Genomic DNA, 22190 nt, shown 5'->3' with positions numbered 1-22190 from the left:
TGGCCAAAGCGGTGGTCGCGATAAACATGCGCCGAGTAACTGCCAGCCGCTCCGCCACAAAATCCTCCATGAATGATGTTAATGCTCTCGCCATCTCAGGCGAGCCAAAATCCTATCAGTCTTTTACAATACCGCCAGGCATTAAGTAAACAGGTCAGTTGCGTTTATTTCAACTGTGCAAGTTGGCCCGCCAGCCGGAATAAGGCTGGCGGGCCTAGTCAATCAGAACCGGATCGACCCCGACAGGCCGAATTCGCGTGGATTGGTAAGGACAGCGGTGCGATAACCCGAGTCATAGGTGATCGACGAATCGTTGCTGGCCGTTGTGATCGCGTTGGTGATTGAAACGTTTGTCAGCTTGTTCTGGTTCAGCAAGTTACGGACAAAGGCCGAAACTTCCCACTTATTCTCTTCGCCGCGCAAACCGACAAACAAGTTGATCAATTCCCGATGCGGATAACGGAACTGTTGCCGCTCGGAAAATACGCTCGGACGATAGCTGATCAAACCACGGATGAATGGCTGTATCGGGCCGGAACCGAAGCGGATTTCGCTGTTAGCGGTAAGGCTGAAGTCCGGGACATCTGCCAGGCGCGAATTACGCTCGCAGAAGCTGACATTGTTCAGACCGCCGAACGCCGCATTGGGGACAACAATATTCCGGCCCGTTGCGGGATCGACTATGTTGCACGGCAGAAGAGCATTCTGAAAACGCGCCTTGACGTAGGACGCGCTGACCGAGAAGTCCCAATTGTCCGTCGGCCTGCCCGCCAGGGTGGCTTCAATGCCCTTCACCTTGGCCTTGCCATTGTAGTTATAGTCGGCATTTGTATCGACCGAGCCGTTTGGTGGCCCTGCGAAGAAGCCAGGGAAGACTTGGGTCCCCTGATCCGTGGCGATCCCGGTGAAGCGGGAAATGAAATTGTCGAACTTCTGGTAGAAAGCCGACACGTCGAGCGAAAGCCGCCGGTCGAGGAAAGCGGACTTGAAGCCGACTTCGAAGGAGTCAGATCGTTCAGGCTTGCTGATCACAAGGTCGGTGCTGACATTTTGCGGAGTGCCAACGCCCGCCGTCGCGCCGCGATAAGACCGACCATAAGCGCCATACACGGTGAGATCAGGGCTGAACTCATAAGTGATCGTGGCCGATCCGGTGAAAGGATGCGCTTTTGAGTCGAAATCGACAATGGGGAAGGTTCCGGCCCCCGGGATAGTGATCGTGGCGAATTGCTTGCTCTTGAGGCGGGTATAACGGCCCGCCGCCTCGATCGTCAGATTGTCGGTCGGCTTCAGACGGACGCTGCCCGCCACCGCCATGGTTTCACCGCTGACAGGTATTTGGATGAAGCCCTGAACAGGCTGAATGAAGACGGGGAACGGCACACCGGGAACACCAACGATGTAGTCAAGTGGATTGCTGACGGTCACATTGCCGGTCTGCTTGGTGTAATAGGCGCCGATCGTCCAGTTGAAGAAGCCGTCATTATTCGACAGTAGCCGAAGTTCAGCCGTATCCACATTATAGGGCGTCCGCGTAATCTGCGTCGGTGTGTAGTTGTGGATTGCGTTTCCGCCGTCAGTCTCGCCGGTCTGCGTCAGCTTCGTTTCCTGATGACCAGCAACAAGCGCCACCGTAACCGGTCCAAGATCGTAACTTGCGTCGAGAGTGAGCAAATGGCTATTGTTAACGAAGCGGCTGAGACCCTCGGCGACAGCCAGCCGATCGCCCAGCGCGATAGGCGGATTGCCGATCGCGGCATTACCCGAACCGAAAACCTGCGGGTAGACGCGGTTATCCGCGTTCAGATATTGGTACATCAGATTGATGTCGAAGCCTTCGGCGGGCTGCAACGCCAATGACAGGCGCCCGCTCATAGTGCGGCTGCGCGTCCAATCGTCACGATTGATGTTCCGGACCTGGGCGCCGCGATTGCCATCGACCAGCATCGATGCACGGAGCGCGACCTTGTCCTGCACCAATGGCAGCGAAACGCCGCCCTGCACATTGAAACCAGCGTCCTCCGTGACCGTAGCCTGCCCATAGCCCTCAATGGCATTAAGGTTCGGCCGACGGGTGCGGATGGTGATGGCGCCAGATGGGGCTGTACGACCACGCAGACCGCCCTGCGGACCACGAAGCACCTCGATCTGGTCGATGTCATAGATGGCTGTGAACGCGGTCTGTGCGTCCACGGGAACTTCGTTGAAATAGAGATCTACTGACGGGCCGGTGCCTTGATCAGGATCGAAGGAGACGCCGCGCAGTGTCGCAGTATTGCTGCGGCCATTGTCGTTCCTCAGTTCGAGGCCGGGCGCGAGTTGCTGCACATCCTTGACGTCAAAGATTTTGAGGCGCTCAATCTGCTCGCCAGTCGCAACATTGATGCTCATTGGAACATCCTGCAGCGCCTGCGCCCGGCGGGTAGCAGTCACTACGATTTCCGTGTCGGAGAGGTTTGCGCCGCTAGCCACATTTTGCGCATTTTCTTGCGCCCCCGCCCCTCCCGAGAAAGCGCCATAAGCTGCGCCGGTCATCAGCCACAGCAGCTTTTTCTTTGGTAACATCCCTTTCATACTTCCTCCCTCATTTTAAACTTTGATCGAATGGTAGCGCTATCATTGCGGGCCGAATCATCCGTGCGTCGACCCATTTGGCCTAGTTCAAACATCCTCACTTTGCAGAGTAGCGTCATTCACTTGAACTGAATCGGTCAAGAAGTAAACACATTGGGATCATTTTTTCGCTGCTCGCCTCGTCTCTACGGTCAGCGCCCAGATTGATTGCAATTTCCTCTGCCGGGCCGCTAAAGCGGGATTAGGGGTATGCCGCCATAATAGCCGGTGGTTGACCCAACCCTGCGTTTCCAAGATGAGGACCGTTGATTTTGGAAGCGTCGAAAAGGGTGAACCGAAAGGGCAAGATGGGAAGACCCACTTTGGAAGAAGCGGGCTTGAAAGAGAACGTTATTCTGGAAACGGCGACAAAGCTATTTCTTACCCATGGTTACGACGCAACTTCAATGGTTGCGGTGGCGATGGGCGCAGGAGTGTCAAAGAGAACGCTCTACTCCCGATACGCGACGAAGGAGGCCCTCATGAATGGGGTTATCGAAGATCGCGTGAGGCAATGGGCTGCCGGTGAGAATGACGTGAATCTGCCTGACGATTTCAAACTGAGGATGATCAGGCATGCGCAAACCTTCGCCCACGCCTTGGGCGGGACAGAGGTGCGAACGTTTGACCGATTGATTCAAGCGACCTCTTCGCGTTTCCCTCAATTTGCCAAAGCCTTTCACGATCTTGGCTATCGGTACGAACTGGAGTTCCTGGCGGCGGAAATCCGCAAGGGATCTGCAGGCACCTCAAGGCCGGTCCAGGACCCGGAGCGCGTTGCGCAACAGTTGCTCAGCATGATCATCGGGTGGCGCCGCACCCAAGACGTCATTCGCGAGCTTGAAAAAGGGGAAGTAGAGGCATTCGCCAAAGATGCGGTTGAGGTAATCTTTGGAGGCCAAGCCGCCTGGTGATCCGAAGGTCGGCCGCTGCATGCGCTCACATGAGAGCACGCTTGCTGGAAACTCCTACCAGGTTTCGCGCGACTGCATCAGCATATCTACGACGGATTGGCCCTGAACTTCGATCTCGGACGCTGCTACTTCCCGGACCAGATCATGCTGCACGAACCAGCCATATACTCCGTTGATGATCAATTGGGCCACCAATTCAGGGCGCTTAACTTGAACGCGGTCCCGCTGAGCCGAATTTTGTATGTCCTGGGATAATAGCCGCACGGCATTTTGATAGCCGAGCTCGTGCATCATCATCCCCAATTCCGGGAACCGATGCCGGTTGGACAAAGTCAGCGAATGGAAGGCGCGGAATAGCGGATCTACAAGGACGGCTGCCATGTCCGCGACACGAGATAGCAGGATGGTGCGAATATCAGCATGATCGAGCAAGTCGTTTGGGCGGGGGCGCGCATACCAGAGCTCAACGGTATTTTGGACTACAGCCCGAAATAGCGCCGCCTTAGTCGCGTAGCGGCTATAGAGGGTAGTGCGGCTAACCCCGGTCTCGGCGGCGACAGCCTCCATGGCGACGCCGTCGAACCCCTCGGCCAGAAACATCCCCCGTGCCGTTGAGAGGATCGCTTGTTCGATCCGTGCGACATCCTCGGCTGTGGGACGCCCGCGCTTGATCGCGAGCTTATCTGGACTGGGCTTCGGATGGGCCATGCTATCGGCTTTGATGCACGGCTGCGTCCATGACAATAGGTGTCAAGCGACCTGAGCCATGGACCTTGCCGCGCGCCGCCCGGAAAAAACACAGTCTGCGACGGACAGGCCACTAACGTAGATGTTTGAGCAGACCCCAACGGCAGTTCGTCCCGCAGCGTATAAGCCAGCAATCGCGGCGCCATGCTGGTCGAGCACCGCGCCGCTAGACTCGTCGACCTTCAGCCCGCCCAGCGTCAGCACGGGTAAGAAGCTGAGCTTTGCATCGATGGACATGTTGATCGCGTGGAAAGGCCCTTTGCGAACCGGCACAATATCCTCGTTCGCTTTGCCGAACGGGTCGCGATCACCGCTGCCCGCCAGCCGGTTATAGTCTGCAATGGATTGTTCCAGCCCCCCAGGGTCGATGCCGCACTTGCGAGCAAGAGCGTTGACGCTCGCGGCCTTTTTCGACCCCAGCAACATGGCAGCAAGCGCCGGATAGCCCTGGAAAGGTAATATGGCCTTACTGCGACACTGCGCCTTAGCCTTGCGGAACTGTTCGTCGTCCAGCACAATCCAGCACACGCCCTGATGATCCTCAACCATCGGCATGCCAATTGATGCGCCATAGAGCATCTCGTTGACATATCGCTGACCCTTGCGGTTCACCACCATGCCTTGTGCCCACGCCATGGGGGGATTGATGAAACGCCAGGCGCTGGCATGGTGCAAACGCGACACAGAGCCCCCTGCACTCTGCCCCAGCCTTATGCCGCTGCCATCGTCGCCCGGCGTGCCGAGCGGCATTCCTTTCAGATATTTGGGCGCATAATGGGCGACCATCGCCCGATTGAAGATGAAGCCGCCCGCCGACAGGCACACGCCCCTGCGAGCGCGTACCAGCCGTTTGATACCGATGCTTTGTTCCAGATCCCTGGCCTTGGCGAAGAGGCCAGCGGCGTGGCGCGCCAGCAGCCCGGCAAAAGGCATCGACGGAGGAAGACGCAGCACCAGTGCAGTCGCGCGCCGCATCAAGGCGGCGTGGCGCTGTCCTTCCTTTGTGTGAGCTGGAATCTGAATTGCGCAGGCCCCGACGACACGACCGGACCGATCAACGACGAGTTGGCGCACCTTGGCGGAGGTGAGGCATTCCACGCCCGATCGATCGGCCGACGCACGCAGCGGGTCATAGAGACCCTTCCCGTAGCCCATCGGCGCATCGAGCTTATCGACCAGCGCCCGATGCCCACGTGCCGCCGGTCTCGCCACGGCCTTATAATTGGGCGCGAGGCTGTTGTCCGAATGGTAGAGCGCATAATCGGTGTGCGGGTAGCTGGTCTTCTTGGCGTAGAGCCGCCCTTCAAAGCGCACGCCGTGCTTGGCGAGCCAGCGTGCTGTTTCCGCGCTCGTGTCGCAGAAGCGTTGCAATGTATCGTCGCTAACCACCCCTTGGGTTTCTAGCTGGAGATAGCGGAACATATCTTCCGCCGAATCTTCCACACCCGCTTCCTGCTGCGCGGGAGTGCCGCCGCCTCCGTAAAAGATGCCGCCGTTGATGCGGGTCGCGCCGCCGCCGTCGGTGCGGTCGATGGCGAGTACGGTAAGACCTTGCTCCCTTGCCTCCAGCGCTGCTGACACACCCGCCCCGCCATAACCGACGATGACGACATCCGCAGCGAAATCCCATTCGATCGAGCCTGCATCATCGACGACAAGCGGAGCTTCGACCTCGCTATGCCAGTGGGGGTCCCCCGGCCGTGGTTCGGTTTGAAAATCGCTCATCCTGGCATTCCCTTCCGGGCAAAAGAATCGTCCCGCAGCCCTTAAATGGACATCAATGTACATTTCAATTGGCAAATGCGTTTTCGAGCTTTAACGATGCGAAGATCATCGGATCGAAGGACAGAACATGCCGAAAAACGGGAAGCTGGTGCTGGTGACCGGCGCGACCGGCAATATGGGCCGCGCGGTAGTCGACGCGCTGTTGCAGCAGTCAGACATCAGGCTTCGTGTGCTGGTCCGTCCGGAGGAAAGAAAACACCCGGTCATTCGCCGCCTGCGCAACCGTCAGGGCATCGACTATGCCTGGGGCGATCTCACGGACGCCGCCTCGATCAATCAGGCGGTCGCAGGCGCCGACATCGTGTTGCACATGGGCGCACTCGTCTCGCCGCTAGCCGACGAACTGCCGCCAGCGATCGTTGAGAAAGTGAATGTCGGGGGCACCCGCAACGTCGTAGAGGCAATCAAGGCGCAGCCGAATGCCGATGACATCCGCCTGGTGTACATCGGCACCGTGGCACAGACCGGCAGCCGCAATCCGCCAATCCACTGGGGGCGCGCCGGAGACCCGATCTGCACCGGATTCAACGGCCATTATGCCGGCACCAAGGCCCAGGGCGAAGCGATCGTCGCGGAATCCGGCCTCAAGCATTGGGTGTCGATCCGGCAGACGGGCATGGCACATTATGACATGTGGAAGACGCAAGGTCCGATCATGTTCCACAACCCGCCTAACGGGGTGATGGAGTGGTCAACAGTCGAGGATTCGGCCAGACTGATGGCGGCGTTGTGCGGCGACGATGTTCCGGAGCATTTCTGGCGCCATTTCTACAATATAGGCGGCGGTGCGTCCGCACGGCTCGTCAACCATGAATTGATGGTCAAGATGATGGCCGCGATGGGGGTCAGGGACTTTCGCCGTCTGCTCGACCCCAAATGGCTGGCCACCCGAAACTTCCACGGCCAATGGTATCTGGATTCCGACCGGCTGCACGAACTCGTACCGTACCGCCACACCACGATCGAAGACTTCTTCGCGGAGCTTCCGCGCCGCATTCCCTGGATAGTGCGTACCATCATGCGCCTCTTCCCCGGCCTCGCCCGCAAGCAGATTCAGAAGACGGCGGAAGGCGCTGGCGGTCCGGTCCAGTGGCTGCGTACCAACGACGTCGAACATATCAATGCCTATTTCGGCTCTCGCGAAGAATGGGAGCAAATCCCCGCGAGCTGGGATGACTTCCTATTCGCACAGCCCTCACGCGATCCCGCACCGCTCAACCATGGCTATGATGACAGCAAGCCGAAGAATGAATGGTCCATCGAAGATCTGAGGTCGGCAGCGGCCTATCGTGGTGGCAAGTGCCATGCCCACGAGCTTTGCGACCCGTACTCCCCGGCGCACTTTGAATGCAGCGTCGGCCACAGCTTCGATATGTCACCAAATCTTTACCTGGCTGGGGGGCATTGGTGCCCCATTTGCCAGAGAGACATTGAATCCTATAACGATATTGCGGTGGCGAACGCCTTCTTCGCTCAGGTGTGGCCTGGGCCGTCCGCCATTCCATACGCTCCAAGTCCCAATTGATCGGGAGGTATTTTGCTTGACTGGTCAGCTTCAACGCGCCGATTTCACGCGCATGATTTGTCAGACAAAGCCACGTGCACGAGTCCTCCAGTCACTTCCGCCAGTGCTGCTCGCGCTGTTCGCGCCGTTGATGGCGATTGGCGCGCCCACGGCGGCTGCGCAGGATGACAAGTTGCTGGAGGCGTTCCGGTCACCGCCTCTCGCCGCCAAGCCCCGGGTGTGGTGGCATTGGAACAACGGACAGATCAGCGCCGCCGGGATCGCAGCTGACCTCGACTGGATGCAGCGGATCGGCCTGGGCGGATACCAGGCGTTCGACGTCGATCTTGGCGCGCCTCGCGTGGTGGAAAACCCGTTGCCCTACATGAGCGAAGGCTGGAAGGAGGCTTTCAAGCAGGCCGTGGACCAGAGCCTGGTCAAGGGCTTCGACATCGGCGTCGCGGGATCGCCGGGCTGGAGCGAGACCGGCGCGCCCTGGGTCAAGCCCGAACAGGCCATGAAGAAATATGTGTGGAGCGAGACAAAGCTGACGGGTGGTCAGCCGTTCACCGGCAAGCTTGCAAGCCCGCCTTCTTCAGCTGGGCTGTTCCAGAATAATCGCGCTGGTTTTGGCGGCAGCTCAGGCTTTTACCGCGACGCCAGGGTAATCGCCTTCCGCACGCCACGAAGCGCCATCCTGCCAACGCCTGTTATCAGCGCAAGTGGTGGCAGCTTCACAGCGGAAAAGCTGACGGACGGCGACGTTGTGTCTGCCAGCGAGTTGGCCCCCGTCTCTCCGGGCGGCGAAGCATGGTTGCAGTTCGACTATGGCCGCCCCGTTACGGTTCGGGCGGTCACCGTCGCGACGGGCAGCTACGCTCATTTTGGTGGCCGGGGTGGCGCTGGTCTTGGACCTGACGCTCGGCTGGAAGCGAGCAGCGACGGCCGCAGCTGGCGGCAGGTCGGCGCCCTGGAAACCGCTGGACCGCAACGCACTACGGCAGTTCCGGCGGCTACGGCGCGCTGGTTCAGGGTCATCGTGCCAGCGGGCAAGGAACCCGCAGGCAAGTCCAGCGGCCTCAATCTTGGGACATCCACGGCAGGCAAGCTGCTGGTTTCCGAATTGGTGCTGCACGGCGCGCCAATGGTCAATGCCTGGGAAAGCAAGGCGGGCTTCGTCCTCTCCCGCGACTATTACGCCTTGGCTACTCCGTCCGCCGCCGGCGCCGTGCGAGCAGGAGATGTGGTTGACCTTACGACACGGCTGCGGCCTGACGGGTCGCTCGACTGGACCCCGCCCAAGGGGAACTGGACGGTTTTGCGGCTGGGCTATTCACTGACCGGTCAGACCAACGCGCCTGCACAGGCGTCGGGCCGTGGGCTGGAGGTGGACAAGCTCAGCAAGGCGGACGTCACCAGCTATATCACGCAATATCTGGATCGCTATCGCGAGGCGAGTGGCGGCAAGCTGGGCAAAGGCGGCGTCACCAACATGGTGTTCGACAGCTGGGAAGCCGGGGAAGCGAACTGGACCCCTGCGATCCTCGACCAGTTCAAGCGCCTGCGCGGCTATGACGCGACGCCGTTCCTGCCCGTGCTGGCCGGATATGTGGTCGACAGTTCCGAAGTGAGCGACCGGTTCCTGTGGGATTTCCGTCGCACCCTGCAGGACCTGCTGAAGACGGAACATTATGACACGCTGACTGCCGAGCTGCACAAGGCGGGGATGATCCGTTACGGCGAATCCCATGAAGGTCCACCCGCCGCCATGGGCGATGGCATGGAGATGAAGGCGTCGGCCGACGTTCCGATGGCGGCGATGTGGGTCAAGGAAAAGCCGGGCGTTTTCCAGCCGTCGGCCTTTGCCGACATTCGGGAGTCGGCTTCGGTCGCCCATATCTGGGGCCAGAATATCGTCGCTGCGGAATCCCTGACCGTACACGGCTCGCCCTGGTCTGTCTTTCCGCGACGGCTGAAGCCCGATGCCGACCTGATGATGCTGGCGGGGGTGAACAGGTTCATCCTGCATAGTTCGGTGCATCAGCCGCTGCTCGACAAGGCGCCGGGCCTGGTACTCGGGCCGTTCGGTCATTGGTTCAATCGCAACGACACCTGGGCCGAGCAGGCGGGACCGTGGGTCTCCTACCTCGCCCGCGCCTCCCACCTGCTGCAACAGGGCCAGGCCGTGAACGACGTCGCGGTCTTTTATGGCGAGGGCACGTCCATCACTGGCCTGTTCGGCGAGACGCCCCCCGCCGTCCCCAACGGTCTGCAATATGACTATGTCAACGCGGACGCGATCAAGACCCGTCTCACCGTCAAGGACGGACGATTGGCGACGTCCAACGGCATGTCCTGGCGGCTTCTTTACATGAGCGGCCAAACGAAGTGGCTGACCTTGCCCACGCTGGAACGGCTGCGCAACTTGGTGCGCGATGGTGCGGTGCTGGTGGGAGAGCGGCCCCTCGGGTCGCCCAGCCTGAGCGACGATCAGAAGAAGGTCGCCGCAGTGATCGCCGAACTGTGGCCCGAAAATGGCGGGGTGCGCAAGGTCGGCGCGGGCAGAGTCTATCCGACAACCGCGCTGGATGCCGCCATTGCCGCAGAACAGATACGCCCGGACTTCGAACTGGTGCAAGCGCCCGTCGATGCGGACGTTCGCTTCTTTCATCGACGGTTGCCTGATGCCGACCTCTATTTCGTGTCCAATCGTCAGGATCGGGCGCAAATGGTGCAGGCGGCTTTCCGCGTCACGGGCAAGGATGTCCAGATACTGGATCCGGTGACCGGCCTTTCGCGGCCAGCGAGCTATCGGGTTGATGGCGGGCGCACCATCGTCGATATTCCGTTCGATCCGTTCGGGTCTGTCTTCGTGCTGTTCTGGGGAGAGGGCGCGGCAAGTCGGCAGCTGCCAGCAGCGGCCGTGCAGCAGCTCGCCGATCTGTCGGACAACTGGACCGTCGCTTTCCCGCCAGACAAGGGGGCACCTGCGAAGCTGCGGCTCGACCGGCTTCGCGACCTCAGCACAGACGCCGATGCGGGCGTGCGCTATTTTTCGGGAACGGCGAACTACACCCGCACCGTACGGGTCCCCAAGGCGTGGCTGGAGGATGGCGGCCGGTTGCAGCTTGACCTTGGCAGGGTCGAAGTGATCGCCGAGGTGCTGGTCAACGGTCGATCCGCCGGGATCGCCTGGACCGCGCCGTACAAGCTGGACGTCACCGGCCTGCTGAAGCCCGGCCCCAACAAGATCGAGGTGAAAAGCAGCAACCTATGGGTCAACCGCGTGGTCGGTGACCGGCAACCGGGGGTGACCGAACGGATCAGCTTCACCCATGAGGACGCCGCCAGCCTTGGCTTCAAGCAGCCGCGCAGCGTGTTCGACACGATCGGCCCGGGCGGCAAGCCGTTCGGCGGCACGCCCTACACTGCCGACACGCCACTACCGTCATCCGGCCTCATCGGGCCGGTGCGCCTTTTGCGCGAAGTGCAAGGCGACTGAGCGGTTTGGCACCAGCGGCCAGATGCTCGCCCGGCCGATGCACCTGCCCGCGAACCCGGCTATAACGGCCGGGTCGCGGAGGCCGGTCAGTCGAAGCAGCGCGTACTCGTCGCGCGCATGATGCCATTCTCGTTGACGGCATCCGATCCGCAGCTTCGCGATACGTTTCGCCCAGCTTCAATTGGATTTGTGGAAATTTGACCGGCGCCTGATAACGGTAAGGCAGATCGATCGGGTTCGCATAAGTCTCCAGGCGGGAGCCGTCGGCAGCGTCTGCGGACATCGACATGCTTAGCCCCAACGCTGACAGGCTTGCTGCTGCAATCCTGAAACCGGCTCGCATACCCCTGTTCCGTTCTAAAATTCCACCAGCCGATTTCCTCTACAACTTCAAAGCGGAACGCGAGCATAGTCGCGAACAGTGCCAAAAGTATACGGATAAGTTGCATTATTCTCCCCGCTTGGATAGGTGTCCCCTTATAGCAGCGTATACGGAGAGGGATGGTAATGAGTAGTGGCGAGTGGACGCGTCGCGAATTCGCAGTGGCCGGGGGAGCGCTCACTCTCGCTGCCGTGGCCTCCCCGGTTGCAGCGCAGGCAAAGGCGAGGACAGACATCGTCGAGATAAACCTGCGGAAGGAGACTGGCGCGCTGGATCATATCTGGTCCCGCTGCATGGGCTCAGACCGCGCCGCGATTACCTTGCGCGAACCATGGCGCAAGGATCTGGAGCGTTTCAAGAATGAAGCGGGGCTAGAGCGCATACGTTTCCACGGCATATTCAACGATGAACTTGGCGTTGGCGCGGGTGGCAATTTTCAAAATGTGAACGCAGTCTACGACGGACTTCTGGACAGAGGCATTCAGCCATTCGTGGAACTGAGCTTCATGCCGCGCGGACTGGCGAGCGGAACCAAGGAATTCGGCTTTTATCGTGCCAATGTGACGCCGCCTACCTCATTTGAAAAATGGGGGGAACTCGTCGAGAAGTTCGTCCGTCATCTTGTGCAGCGCTACGGCAGAGACGAGGTGCGGCAATGGTATTTCGAGGTGTGGAACGAGCCTAACCTCAAGTCCTGGTTCTGGACTGGCACGCAGGAAGAATATTTCGCGCTTTACGCGGCGGGAGCGAAGGCGGTGAAGGCAGTTGATCCTGCGATAAGGACCGGTGGCCCGGCGACATCCGCCGTGCAATGGATCCCGCAGTTCCTGAACTTTTGCGAAAAGAACAACGCTCCCGTGGATTTCGTATCCACCCATATCTATCCCGGCGATGATCAGGCCGCCATCTTCGGTGCCGCCGATAAATATAAGCAGTATGATGTGGTGCCGGCGGGCATAGCCCTGGCCCGCCGTCAGATCGACGCCACCCGGTACAGAGGAGCGGAGTTGTGGCTGAATGAATGGAGCGCCGATAGTCCGGCGATGATCGCGCACGCCATCACGAACAGCCTGCCTCATTGTCATGCCATGTGTCAGTGGCAGATCAGCAGTGAATATGAGGAGAATATGGTCGCCAACTGGGTCTTTAAGGAAGGCCAGAATGGCTGGGGAATGTTAGCGCGCGGCAGCGTCGCAAAGCCGGAGTTCAATACCTACAAGCTGCTGCACCGGCTGGGTCATCGCAGGTTGGCTGCTGAGGGGCCGGTATTGGCGTCGCGCAAGGCAGACGGGCACTTTGCAGCGCTGGTCTGGAACCTTGCAGATGTGCAGCAGGCCCCCGGTATTCCGGGCGCAAGCAAGGAACGGAAAGTGATCGGTGAGCGTAAGACACTGACAGTCTCGATAAAGGGCGCTAATCTTGGGGACCGTGTGCAATTGAGCTATGTCGACCAGCAGCGCGGATCTCCTTACCCGGCTTGGCGGGCACTCGGATCGCCGCAATATCCGACCCGGAACCAATTGGAGACGATCCGCAAGGCTGCGGAGATCGCCGAGTCCGAAACAAGAACCCTCGACAGCCGCAGCCAGTTGACGGTTGATCTTCCGGCTGAAGGCGTAGTGTTGATCGAGTCCGTGTAAGATATATGCGGCAAAGTTGACGCAATCTCTCATTTTCATATGAGTAGACTTGCCGAATATTTCGCTCTGCTTTGCCGCCTGAATATCAAGACACTGTGGGAGGGGTAATTCTGGGAACAGGCGCAGGGTAAATAGATGTTTCCAACGAGCTTCCTATCGAAGTTTTTGTCGTTTCCGGTATCTTTGAAGGTTGCACACTACATTTTTCGTCGGAGCCTTACTATCGTCTCATCCAGTACGGACAAAAAGCGCGATCGGTCCGCCTTTCCGAACGGTGCTGGACCCCCGAGGGCATCGCCGGCCATGCCCGCCCGCAGGTCAGCCATGATGGCTCGTGTCGCGACGGCACTGCCAATGGATGCAGGGGTAAAAGGCTTCCCATTCGGGGCGATCACAGCCCCGCTTCCAGCCTTGAGGCACCGGTCGGCCAACAATATGTCGGCAGTGATAACGATGGAGCCTGCGTCCACATGTTCCACGATCCAGTCATCCGCTGCATCAAATCCGTCACTCACCACTACCCGCGAGACGAGTGGATGCACCGGCACCCGGATGGGGCTGTTGGAAACAACGATGGCGGGTACATCATACCGCCACGCAACCTTGTAGATCTCGTCCTTTACGGGGCAAGCATCGGCATCGATTAGGATTTGAGGCATGCGCCCGCTGTAACGGGCTTCGTTCGAACCTTGAAGAGCCTTCTGCAAAGCGCGTTTGACATGGCCAGTTTCGCGCGATGATCAGCGTGGCTCGGAAATCTGCGCGTCACGGCTGATCGGGTGACCGTGGGCAAGCCTGCTCCGGGGAAATTTGTATCGCCCGTTGAAGTTGGGGTCGCGCTTAAAGTCTGAAGATCGACGGTTTGACGACCGGGGCTGCCGCAGCTACCGCCCCAGGCATGATTGCCCTGCTTTCTCCCGCCAAGACGCTCGACTTTGAGCGCGCCTTGCCGCCACTCGCCGTCACTACACCGCATTTTGCCGAGGAGGCGCGCGGTCTCGCCAAGTCGGCGGCGAACCTGTCGCAAAAGCGGCTGGCGGAGCTGATGCATATCTCGCCGCGCCTCGCAAAACTCAATGCAGACCGTTTCCGCGATTTCGCTGACCTTCCCGAGAGGCAAGCGCTGTATGCTTTTGCCGGAGACGTTTACACCGGTTTCGAGGTCGATACGCTGGACGAAGCCGGCGTCGCCTTTGCACAAAATCATGTGCGGATGCTATCGGGGCTTTATGGGCTGCTCCGGCCTCTCGACGCGATCCGCCCCTATCGTCTGGAAATGGGCACCCGCTGGGCGCCCCGGCACAAGAAGCTGACAGACTGGTGGGGCGATCGTATTGCCGCAGTGCTGCGGGCGCAGGTTGCCGAGGAGGGATCGGACACCGTGCTCAATCTCGCAAGCCAGGAATATTTCGCGGCTGTCGAAGGCAAGCTGGAAGGCTTGCGGGTGATCAACATAGATTTTCGCGATCCTGGTCCCAATGGTCCGCGCTTCGTGAGCTTCAACGCGAAGAAGGCGCGGGGCATGATGGCGCGCTGGATGTGCGAACATCACATCACCGACGTTGAGGCCATGCGCGGCTTTGACAGCGACGGATACCGGTTCGATCCGGAAGAGAGCGAGGTCGATCGCTGGCGCTTCACACGATCATGAGCGGTGCGGCCGGAAGCCTGCCGTTGTTGTTGGTACGGCCAGTATCCCGTTAAGTTGGGAATGAACGGTCTGCGCTAGGCAGGGAAATCCCCCGCCAGTGCGCGGCGACTTTGCGCCAGTTTCAAGAGGCAAAGGCGGAAAAGCTGTCGTGCTGGAGTCGCGAACGAAAACTTGACGCTGAACGACCGCAAAGGGTCGCACTCAGCAAGCTACGCTTTGGCGAGCGCGTCCGTTACTGATTCGAGGCCGCCACGAACGACGATGTAGTGTCCCCTTTCAAAGTTGATGGCGCTGGCTTGATCAGTTCCTTTGTACCGCCGAACGAAGCTAACACGGTCTGCATTGATGACAAGAACGTCACCATCGGGGGTCTCAAATTTGACGTACCCGTTCATCGAGTTTTCGCTTCCGGGCCGGACGGAGCAGATTCACTACTCTTCTTAGCTTTATGCTTTGCGAGCAGTCCGTCCAGTTCCGCTATACGAATGCGCTCCGGAGTATCCTTCGCAAGGCCCTTCAGCCTGCATTCGGCCCATAGGCTTCGGCGCTCCGATTCCAATGCTTTCAGATACAAATCGGCCATATTCTCTCCGAAATTCCGGTGGACGCACAGCGTTAATAGGCTGTGCTGAGCAGCTCATTCGAGACGATGTGAGTCCGGCTCGCCCATATATACAGGGCGCCTGCTGGCACCGGCGCGGGCATCACTTATCTATTTCGAGCTTTGCGCGCAGCGTAGCGCGCATCGCGCGCGGCCTTCATTTCAGCGGCGCTGGGGGGCGTCAGCCTGGCCGCTTTGAGTGCTGCCGCAGCCTCTGCAGCGGCTTGCTTTTCAGCTTCTGCCGCCAGTTCCGCCGCTTTGCGTTCCGCCTTTTGAGCCTTGGCTAAAGCAGCAGCCTCAGCCTTGGCAGCCCGCTCGATTGCAATTGCTTGATCCTTGGCTTCGCGCGCTCGGCGTCGCTCCGCCATAATTGCCTCGTCGACGGGCGGCTTGGCTCTCAACGCATCCAGGGCCTTCTGTTTGGCAGATCCTGCTGCGGCGATACGATCTTGGAACGAGGGCGCTTTATAAGAAGGCAATGCTTATCCTTGAATTCGATATAAATCGCGCACCGGGCGCTAAAAAATGCGGCATGAAGCGTCGCAGCGGGTGCCATTAGCAAAAAACCTTCCCGATCTCAACATCGCCAAATTGCTGGCGCTTCATGACCACCGCCTTCTATTGCTTCAGGCTCGCGAACGGCGATAAAACGAACGTTTCCGTTCTTTTTAAGGTCGGCTAAGCATGTCTTCGTGAGAGGTGAGACATGATGCGGGGAAGTCCGTTCACATTGAAGTTGGCGCTGATGATTTGCGCCAACCATGTTTCCTCTGCCATTGCACAAAATGCCAGCGTCTTCCCCGAACGCCCGCACATCCTTCACAATCGCAAGACCGGAAAATTTGTCTGTTGGATCAAGGTGCGGGGCCTTGGCCCTGAATATCGGATCGTGCTGACGGCGGATAAGATCACCGAGCCTTTTGTCGCAACCTTTCAGAAGTTGTAGAAACGTGCCGGATTGTCCACCAGGATGCGGTCGCGCACCGTTTCGTCCGGCACCCACTCGGCGAGCAGATCGAGCAGTCCTGATACCGTGGGCATCGGCCGCCATTGCGCGACGTGGGGCCAGTCCGATCCCCAGACGCAGCGATCGGGGGCGGCGGCGACCAGCGCCTGGGCGAAGGGGATGGAATCGCGATAGTCCGGCTGTTCCGACATGCGGAATGCGTCCGAAATCTTGACCCATCCGCCGTCGGCGACGAGTTGGACCAGCATCTGGAAACCCGGATGATCGATGCCCGCTGTGTAAGGGATGTGCCCCATATGATCGATGATCCAGGGGCAGCGAAGACGGGCGATGCGCGGGGCGAGTTCCACCAGCTCACGGCCGTCGAGCAGGAGCTGGAGATGCCAGCCCATCTCACAGGCCAGCGCATCGAACCGCTCCAGATCCTTGAAGCCTATTCCTCCGCCGTAGAGCCCCCCACCATCGCGGATGAAGTCGTTGAGGCGAAGGCCGCGCACTCCCGCCTCATGCGCCTCGGCATAGGCTCGGCCGGGTAGATCGGCAGGCATGACGGCAACGCCGCGCAGCCGCTCACGATGCGCCGACAGCGTGTCGAAGAGCAGGCGGTTGTCCGTGCCATGCACACTGACCTGAATTAGGACGCCCTTGGCGAAACCCACGGCATCCAGCATCGCAAGATACGTCTCTGCGCTGGCGGGTGGCGGGGTGTAGGACCGCTCCGGCACCAGCGGATATTCGGGCGGTGCGCCGATGACATGGCAATGCGTGTCGATCGCGCCTGCGGGCATCACGAAGCGGGTTGGCTGGCTCTGCTCAGCTGGCGGGCCGGGGCAAGGACGCGGCTGGCTGATATCTGTCATATGGCTGCTCCATCCGTACGGTGGAGATAGTCCGGCCCAAGCTCATCGAGCGAGTTGGTGCCGAGCATCGCCATGTTCCGGTCGATCTCCGCACGGAGCAGCCCGATGGCGTGACGCACCCCCGCTTCCCCATGAACCGCCGCGGCATAGAGGAAGGGACGGCCGATCAGCACCATGCGCGCGCCTAGCGCGATCGCCTTCAATATATCGCTGCCGCGCCGGAAGCCGCTGTCGATCAGGACGGGCATGTCACCTGCGACAGCGACGGCAGCGGGCAAGGCGTCGAGCGTGCCGATGGCGCCATCAAGTTGCCGCCCGCCATGATTCGACAGGATGATCGCGTCGGCGCCAACGCTGCGGGCCAGCCTCGCATCTTCGGCGTGAAGCAGGCCCTTGATGACCAGATTGCCGCGCCAGCGGTCACGAATATATCTGATGCCGTCCCAGGTCAGCCGGTCGCGCTGCCCGAAGCTGCGCTCGGCATTACGAGCGATCACAGGCGCACCGCGTGTCGCGCTGGAATTTTCGAACGCTGGCATGCCGTGGCGGAGCAGCGTCGGCGCAAATGTGCTGAGCAGCCAGCGGGGATGCAGCAGGCCATCCAGCGCTAGCCGAAGAGAAGGCTTTAGCGGGGTGGAGAACCGTTCGCGGATCAAATTCTCGCGATTGCCCAGCACCGGCACATCAACGGAAATGACAAGCGTTCCAAATCCCGCAGCCGCAACCCGGTCGATTACGCCATCGATCCAGTCGCGGTCAGCGGGAAGATAGGCCTGGAACCAGCAAGAGGGCGAGACGGCGCGCACCTCCTCCAGCCGGATGAGCGACGTCGCGCTGAGCAGCATCGGCACATTTTCGGCATGCGCAGCCCGTGCGAGAGCGATGTCGCCGCGCATGGCGACCAGCGCGGACAGCCCCATCGGCGCTATGCCGAACGGGGAAGACCAGTTCTCATCGAACAAGGAGGCGTGCTGGCTGCGGCCCGCCATGTCCCGCAAAGCGCGCGGGACGAAAGTGACGCGGCGCATCGCTTCCCGATTGGCCGATACGGTCAGATTATCCTCACATGCCCCCGCGACATAGCCGAACAACGGGCGTGGCAGATGCGCGTACGCAAGGGCTTCATAGTCACCAAGCGAAAGGACGCCTGCTGCCTTTCGCTTCATCCGGGCCGATGGCTCGGCTTGCCGCCTATTCAACCCTGATCCTCCCCACTATTCTCACGTTCCTGCGTCGCGGCAAAATAGCTCCACAGTGGCGTTCATAGTCATAGAACAGCTATCGCCACCTATGCCGGATCGCTATGCCCGAACCGCGCTGGCACCAGAAAATCAATATTGCAGCTGCGCCTTCCAGACGCCGCTATCCACCAGATGCTTGATCTCTTCGCGCACCAGCCGAACGATGATCCGCGTTGAACGGGTCAACTGCTCCTCTCGGGGCATGCCGAGCACCAACTGGCGAACAACGGGCGGATTACCGATCGGTGCGTAGCGCAGGATGCCCGCGTCGACTTCCCGGTTCAAGGATGAGAGCGGCAGCACAGTGTAGCCGAGACCAAACTCAACCAGCTCTTTGAGCACCAGGAACGAGTCTGCTTCAAATCGAACATTGAGCGGCACGCCGACCTTGCGCGCCGCGGCCTCCACGATCAGGCGAAGCCCGTGCGACTGGCTAGGCAGCACGATGGGGAGCTTGATGAGTTCCTGTACAGGGATTCGCGTCGCGGGATCGAGGTCGGAGGAAGAAGGGCCTACCAGCACCAACTCCTCGTACAGCATTTCCGCGACGTTCATCTGGAAATCGGAAGCCGGGCCATAAAGAAGCGCCGCATCGATCTCGCCCCGTTGCAGCCAGTCGATGAGATGCCCTGCATAGCCCTCGACGATCCGCAGCGAGATATTGGGCGCCTGCTCCGCGACACGGCGGGCAAGCCGCCCGGCCAGAATATAGCTGACCGTAGGCGGAATCCCGAGGGCGATCTGGCCACCCCCCTCCGCAGAGCGGTTTCGTATGTCATCAAAGGCCTGCCTGACCTGCCGCACCGGCCCTGCGATATGCTGGCGCAATTCCTCACCAGCCGGGGTGAGCTGCATGCCCCGACGATGGCGGTAAAATAGGGGCGTGCCAGCCTCTTCCTCCAGGATGCGCATTTGGCGGCTAAGAGCGGGCTGGGCAATCCGCATCCTGTCAGCCGCCCGGCTGAGCGAGCCGAGTTCGGCGATTTTCAGGAAATGTTCAAGCCGCCGGAAATCCACCTGCACGCACCTTTCTATCATGCCTAACCGACATAGCTGGACGCGTAGATTGTTCCTATTGGTTTAGCAAATGCCGCAATAGGCTTTGCGAAATCCACTTCGAGGACCGCATGTCAGCCATTAGCGAGACGGAAACAGGGGCGCACGCCGACTCCCCCTGGGCACCGATAATCTTTGACGCCTTGCAGCAGGCAAATATCCGGCAGGTCAGCTATGTTCCGGACGCAGGCCATGCGCGCCTGATCCGCATGTGCAGCGCCGCCGAGAACATGAAGAGCGTTGTTCTTACTACCGAGGAAGAGGGCATCGCGCTTTGCACCGGCGCATGGCTGGGCGGGGAGCGCAGCGCTCTCCTCATGCAGTCGAGCGGGGTTGGCAACTGCATCAACATGCTCTCCCTGCTGGCGAGCTGCCGCATTCCGTTTCTGACCATCGTCACGATGCGCGGCGAGTTTCAGGAGTTCAATCCGTGGCAGGTTTCGATGGGCCGGGCGACACCCGCCGCGCTTGAGATCATGGGCGTCACCACCATCCGCATCGACCGGCTGGAAGACCTCGCCCCCATGATGGCTTCCGCAACCACCATGGCGTTTGAAAGCGATCAGCCGATCGCCATCCTGTTGTCGCAAAGCATGCTGGGAGCCAAGAAATGGCTGAAGTGAACCGTCTCCACCGCCGCCCGGCCGTGGCGGACCTGCTCGCCGATCGCAAGGACATGCTGATCATCACGGGCCTCGGCTCGCCAACCTATGATGTCTTCGCGGCGGGCGATCATCCCGGCAACTTCTATCTTTGGGGCGCGATGGGCGGCGCGGCGCTGACCGGGCTTGGTCTCGCCCTGGCACAGCCGGATCGGCCCGTGACGGTCGTCACTGGAGATGGCGAGCAGCTGATGGGCATTGGCGGCCTCGCCACCATCGGCGTGCAGCAGCCGAAGAACCTGTCGATCGTCGTGCTGGACAACGGCCATTATGGCGAAACGGGCGGACAGATGAGTCATGCGGGCGCAGGCATCAACCTGGCCGAAATGGCACGGGTTTGTGGCTTCACCGAATGTTTCGAGGTCACCGACGAGGCAGGCATCGCCCGCGCGCGCGAAGCGATCGGCATCATCGGGAGCGGCCCTCGCCTCATCGTCATCCGCATTATCCATGAAGAAACGCCGCGTGCCCTGCCCGCGCGCGACGGTGTATGGCTGAAAGCGCGCGTGCGCGAACATCTGGGCTTTGGGCCGAACTGAAGCAGCGGCCCACGTAGGCTTGGGGAGAATGTGTGATGGCTGAGGATCTGGTCCGGTTCCGCAATCTGCTGGCGGGTAGCGTGCGCGACGCAACGGGCGGCGAATGGCTTGAGAGCCTTGATCCGGCGACGGGTGAGGCATGGGCGCTGATTCCGCGCTGCACCTCTGCCGATGTCGATGCAGCGGTGGAGGCGGCGCGCACCGCCTTCCGCGCGCCCGAGTGGCGCGGCCTCACCGCAACCGCGCGCGGCGCCCTGCTCTACCGCTTTGCCGACATCCTCGCTGAAGAGGCGGAACGGCTGGCGCAGATCGAGACGCATGACAATGGCAAGCTGATCGCGGAAATGCGCGCGCAGCTTGGCAACCTTCCCATCTACTATCGCTATTTTGCTGGCCTGGCCGACAAGATTGAGGGCCATGTCCTACCCATAGACAAGCCGTCGATGCATGCCTTTACCCGCCGCGAGCCGCTGGGCGTCATAGCCTGTATCACGCCATGGAACTCGCCGCTGATGCTGCTCGCGTGGAAGCTGGCGCCGTTGCTGGCGGCAGGCAACACGGCGGTCATCAAGCCGTCCGAACATGCCTCCTGCTCGACCCTCGCCTTTGTCGAGCTGTTCGAACGCGCGGGGTTCCCGGCGGGCGTGGTCAATACCGTGACCGGCCTGCCTCAGGAATGCGGCGAGCCCTTGGTCAAGCATCCCGACATTGCCAAGATCGCCTTCACCGGAGGCGAGCCGGGCGGCATTGCGGTCTATCGCTCGGCGGCCGAAAACTTGAAGAAGGTCACGCTGGAACTGGGCGGCAAGTCGCCCAACATCATCTTCGGCGATGCGGACCTTGAACGCGCGGTCTATGGCGCGGTGTCCGGGATATTCGCGGCATCGGGCCAGACCTGCATTGCGGGATCGCGTCTGCTCGTACAGCGCGACGTCCATGACGAGGTAGTGGAGCGCCTGATCGCCTTGGCAGGCACGGCGCGTATCGGCGATCCGAAGCTTGCCGATACGCAGGTCGGGCCGGTGACAACCCTCGCCCAGCGGAGCAAGGTGCTCGATCATATCGCGGGCGCGCGCCAGTCAGGCGCCGAATGCGTGTTGGGTGGCGGCCAACCCACGATTGCAGGGCTGGAGGGTGGCTGGTTCGTGCAGCCCACCATCTTCACCGGCGTCGACAACCAGATGCCGATCGCGCGGGAGGAGGTGTTTGGGCCGGTTCTCGCCATCATCCCGTTCGATGATGAGGAAGAGGCGCTGTCGATCGCGAACGACAGCCCTTATGGCCTCGCCGCTGGGGTATGGACGCAGGATATCGGCCGCGCCATCCGCATGTCGGAACGGGTCGAAGCAGGCACGGTCTGGGTCAACACCTATCGCGCTGTCAGCTTCATGGCGCCCTTTGGCGGCATGAAGCGAAGCGGCATCGGCCGCGAAAGCGGGCAGGAGGCGATGGACGAATATCTCCAGACCAAGAGCGTGTGGATCGACCTTGGCTCGCCCGTGTCGAACCCCTTCGTCATCCGGTGA

17 protein-coding genes are annotated in these 22190 nt (G+C 60.6%); 9 read left to right on the top strand and 8 right to left on the bottom strand.

Annotated elements, in window-relative coordinates:
- Positions 1–222 precede the first annotated feature (222 nt).
- Positions 223–2574 carry a TonB-dependent receptor gene (locus tag ACZ5U1_RS16540; RefSeq protein ID WP_464780228.1) on the bottom strand — a complete coding sequence of 784 codons (2352 nt, stop codon included), beginning with the start codon at positions 2572–2574 and terminating at the stop codon, positions 223–225.
- A 305-nt stretch (positions 2575–2879) separates the two neighbouring features.
- Between ACZ5U1_RS16540 and ACZ5U1_RS16535 the strand changes: the two genes are divergently transcribed.
- Entirely contained in the window at positions 2880–3527 is a 648-nt protein-coding gene (locus ACZ5U1_RS16535) for a TetR/AcrR family transcriptional regulator (protein ID WP_464780227.1), read from the top strand.
- Positions 3528–3581: 54 nt separating this feature from the next.
- Here ACZ5U1_RS16535 and ACZ5U1_RS16530 read toward each other — a convergent pair whose 3' ends face one another.
- Positions 3582–4235: a TetR/AcrR family transcriptional regulator gene (locus ACZ5U1_RS16530; protein ID WP_464780226.1), complete on the bottom strand. Its 654-nt coding sequence runs from the start codon at positions 4233–4235 to the stop codon at positions 3582–3584.
- A gap of 42 nt (positions 4236–4277) precedes the next feature.
- Positions 4278–5999: an FAD-binding protein gene (locus ACZ5U1_RS16525; RefSeq protein WP_464780225.1), complete on the bottom strand. Its 1722-nt coding sequence runs from the start codon at positions 5997–5999 to the stop codon at positions 4278–4280.
- Between the two features lie 127 nt (positions 6000–6126).
- Between ACZ5U1_RS16525 and ACZ5U1_RS16520 the strand changes: the two genes are divergently transcribed.
- The 3 genes from ACZ5U1_RS16520 (at position 6127) to ACZ5U1_RS16510 (ending at position 13087) form a co-directional block, all read left to right on the top strand.
- A complete protein-coding gene (locus ACZ5U1_RS16520; RefSeq protein ID WP_464780224.1) occupies positions 6127–7584 on the top strand; it encodes an NAD-dependent epimerase/dehydratase family protein in 1458 nt (485 codons plus the stop codon).
- Positions 7585–7600: 16 nt separating this feature from the next.
- The gene (locus ACZ5U1_RS16515; RefSeq protein ID WP_464780223.1) at positions 7601–11065 is read left to right on the top strand and encodes a glycosyl hydrolase; all 3465 of its coding nucleotides are present in this window, start codon (positions 7601–7603) and stop codon (positions 11063–11065) included.
- A gap of 507 nt (positions 11066–11572) precedes the next feature.
- Positions 11573–13087 (top strand): GH39 family glycosyl hydrolase, encoded by a 1515-nt coding sequence (locus ACZ5U1_RS16510; protein WP_464780222.1) that lies wholly within the window; start codon positions 11573–11575, stop codon positions 13085–13087.
- A gap of 197 nt (positions 13088–13284) precedes the next feature.
- Here the strand turns inward: ACZ5U1_RS16510 and ACZ5U1_RS16505 are convergent, their stop codons facing one another.
- Entirely contained in the window at positions 13285–13746 is a 462-nt protein-coding gene (locus ACZ5U1_RS16505; protein WP_464780221.1) for a YaiI/YqxD family protein, read from the bottom strand.
- A gap of 239 nt (positions 13747–13985) precedes the next feature.
- Here ACZ5U1_RS16505 and yaaA point away from each other — a divergent pair, with 239 nt between their 5' ends.
- Entirely contained in the window at positions 13986–14738 is a 753-nt protein-coding gene (gene yaaA, locus ACZ5U1_RS16500) for a peroxide stress protein YaaA (RefSeq protein ID WP_464780827.1), read from the top strand.
- Positions 14739–15446: 708 nt separating this feature from the next.
- On the opposite strand, the gene ACZ5U1_RS16495 is transcribed toward yaaA, so the two are convergent.
- A complete protein-coding gene (locus tag ACZ5U1_RS16495; protein WP_196227287.1) occupies positions 15447–15818 on the bottom strand; it encodes a DUF6481 family protein in 372 nt (123 codons plus the stop codon).
- A 251-nt stretch (positions 15819–16069) separates the two neighbouring features.
- Between ACZ5U1_RS16495 and ACZ5U1_RS16490 the strand changes: the two genes are divergently transcribed.
- The gene (locus tag ACZ5U1_RS16490; protein ID WP_464780220.1) at positions 16070–16285 is read left to right on the top strand and encodes a hypothetical protein; all 216 of its coding nucleotides are present in this window, start codon (positions 16070–16072) and stop codon (positions 16283–16285) included.
- Here the strand turns inward: ACZ5U1_RS16490 and ACZ5U1_RS16485 are convergent.
- From ACZ5U1_RS16485 to ACZ5U1_RS16475, 3 genes are all read right to left on the bottom strand, one after another.
- Complete coding sequence (locus tag ACZ5U1_RS16485) at positions 16273–17157, bottom strand: amidohydrolase family protein (protein ID WP_464780826.1); 885 nt, start codon at positions 17155–17157, stop codon at positions 16273–16275. The genes ACZ5U1_RS16490 and ACZ5U1_RS16485 overlap by 13 nt on opposite strands.
- Before the next feature lie 5 nt (positions 17158–17162).
- Positions 17163–18365 (bottom strand): alpha-hydroxy acid oxidase, encoded by a 1203-nt coding sequence (locus tag ACZ5U1_RS16480; RefSeq protein WP_464780219.1) that lies wholly within the window; start codon positions 18363–18365, stop codon positions 17163–17165.
- 132 nt (positions 18366–18497) lie between these two features.
- Positions 18498–19430 carry a LysR substrate-binding domain-containing protein gene (locus ACZ5U1_RS16475; RefSeq protein WP_464780218.1) on the bottom strand — a complete coding sequence of 311 codons (933 nt, stop codon included), beginning with the start codon at positions 19428–19430 and terminating at the stop codon, positions 18498–18500.
- Positions 19431–19534: 104 nt separating this feature from the next.
- Between ACZ5U1_RS16475 and ACZ5U1_RS16470 the strand changes: the two genes are divergently transcribed.
- From ACZ5U1_RS16470 to ACZ5U1_RS16460, 3 genes are read left to right on the top strand one after another with little or no spacing between them, the layout of a single operon-like run.
- Positions 19535–20086: a hypothetical protein gene (locus ACZ5U1_RS16470; RefSeq protein ID WP_464780217.1), complete on the top strand. Its 552-nt coding sequence runs from the start codon at positions 19535–19537 to the stop codon at positions 20084–20086.
- Complete coding sequence (locus ACZ5U1_RS16465) at positions 20074–20664, top strand: thiamine pyrophosphate-dependent enzyme (RefSeq protein WP_464780216.1); 591 nt, start codon at positions 20074–20076, stop codon at positions 20662–20664. The genes ACZ5U1_RS16470 and ACZ5U1_RS16465 overlap by 13 nt, the downstream gene beginning before the upstream one ends.
- Positions 20665–20699: 35 nt before the next feature.
- Positions 20700–22190 (top strand): aldehyde dehydrogenase, encoded by a 1491-nt coding sequence (locus ACZ5U1_RS16460; protein WP_464780215.1) that lies wholly within the window; start codon positions 20700–20702, stop codon positions 22188–22190.

This window comes from Sphingobium sp. TomTYG72, assembly GCF_055394715.1.
This window is presented reverse-complemented; position numbering and strand designations above follow the sequence as displayed.

Bases quoted from the DNA above. Each gene is read 5' to 3' on its own strand.
- ACZ5U1_RS16465 (WP_464780216.1), top strand. From the start codon at position 20,074: ATGGCTGAAGTGAACCGTCTCCACCGCCGCCCGGCCGTGGCGGACCTG.
- ACZ5U1_RS16470 (WP_464780217.1), top strand. From the start codon at position 19,535: ATGTCAGCCATTAGCGAGACGGAAACAGGGGCGCACGCCGACTCCCCC.
- ACZ5U1_RS16525 (WP_464780225.1), bottom strand. From the start codon at position 5,999: ATGAGCGATTTTCAAACCGAACCACGGCCGGGGGACCCCCACTGGCAT.
- ACZ5U1_RS16505 (WP_464780221.1), bottom strand. From the start codon at position 13,746: ATGCCTCAAATCCTAATCGATGCCGATGCTTGCCCCGTAAAGGACGAG.
- ACZ5U1_RS16530 (WP_464780226.1), bottom strand. From the start codon at position 4,235: ATGGCCCATCCGAAGCCCAGTCCAGATAAGCTCGCGATCAAGCGCGGG.
- ACZ5U1_RS16520 (WP_464780224.1), top strand. From the start codon at position 6,127: ATGCCGAAAAACGGGAAGCTGGTGCTGGTGACCGGCGCGACCGGCAAT.
- ACZ5U1_RS16510 (WP_464780222.1), top strand. From the start codon at position 11,573: ATGAGTAGTGGCGAGTGGACGCGTCGCGAATTCGCAGTGGCCGGGGGA.
- ACZ5U1_RS16540 (WP_464780228.1), bottom strand. From the start codon at position 2,574: ATGAAAGGGATGTTACCAAAGAAAAAGCTGCTGTGGCTGATGACCGGC.
- yaaA (WP_464780827.1), top strand. From the start codon at position 13,986: ATGATTGCCCTGCTTTCTCCCGCCAAGACGCTCGACTTTGAGCGCGCC.
- ACZ5U1_RS16460 (WP_464780215.1), top strand. From the start codon at position 20,700: ATGGCTGAGGATCTGGTCCGGTTCCGCAATCTGCTGGCGGGTAGCGTG.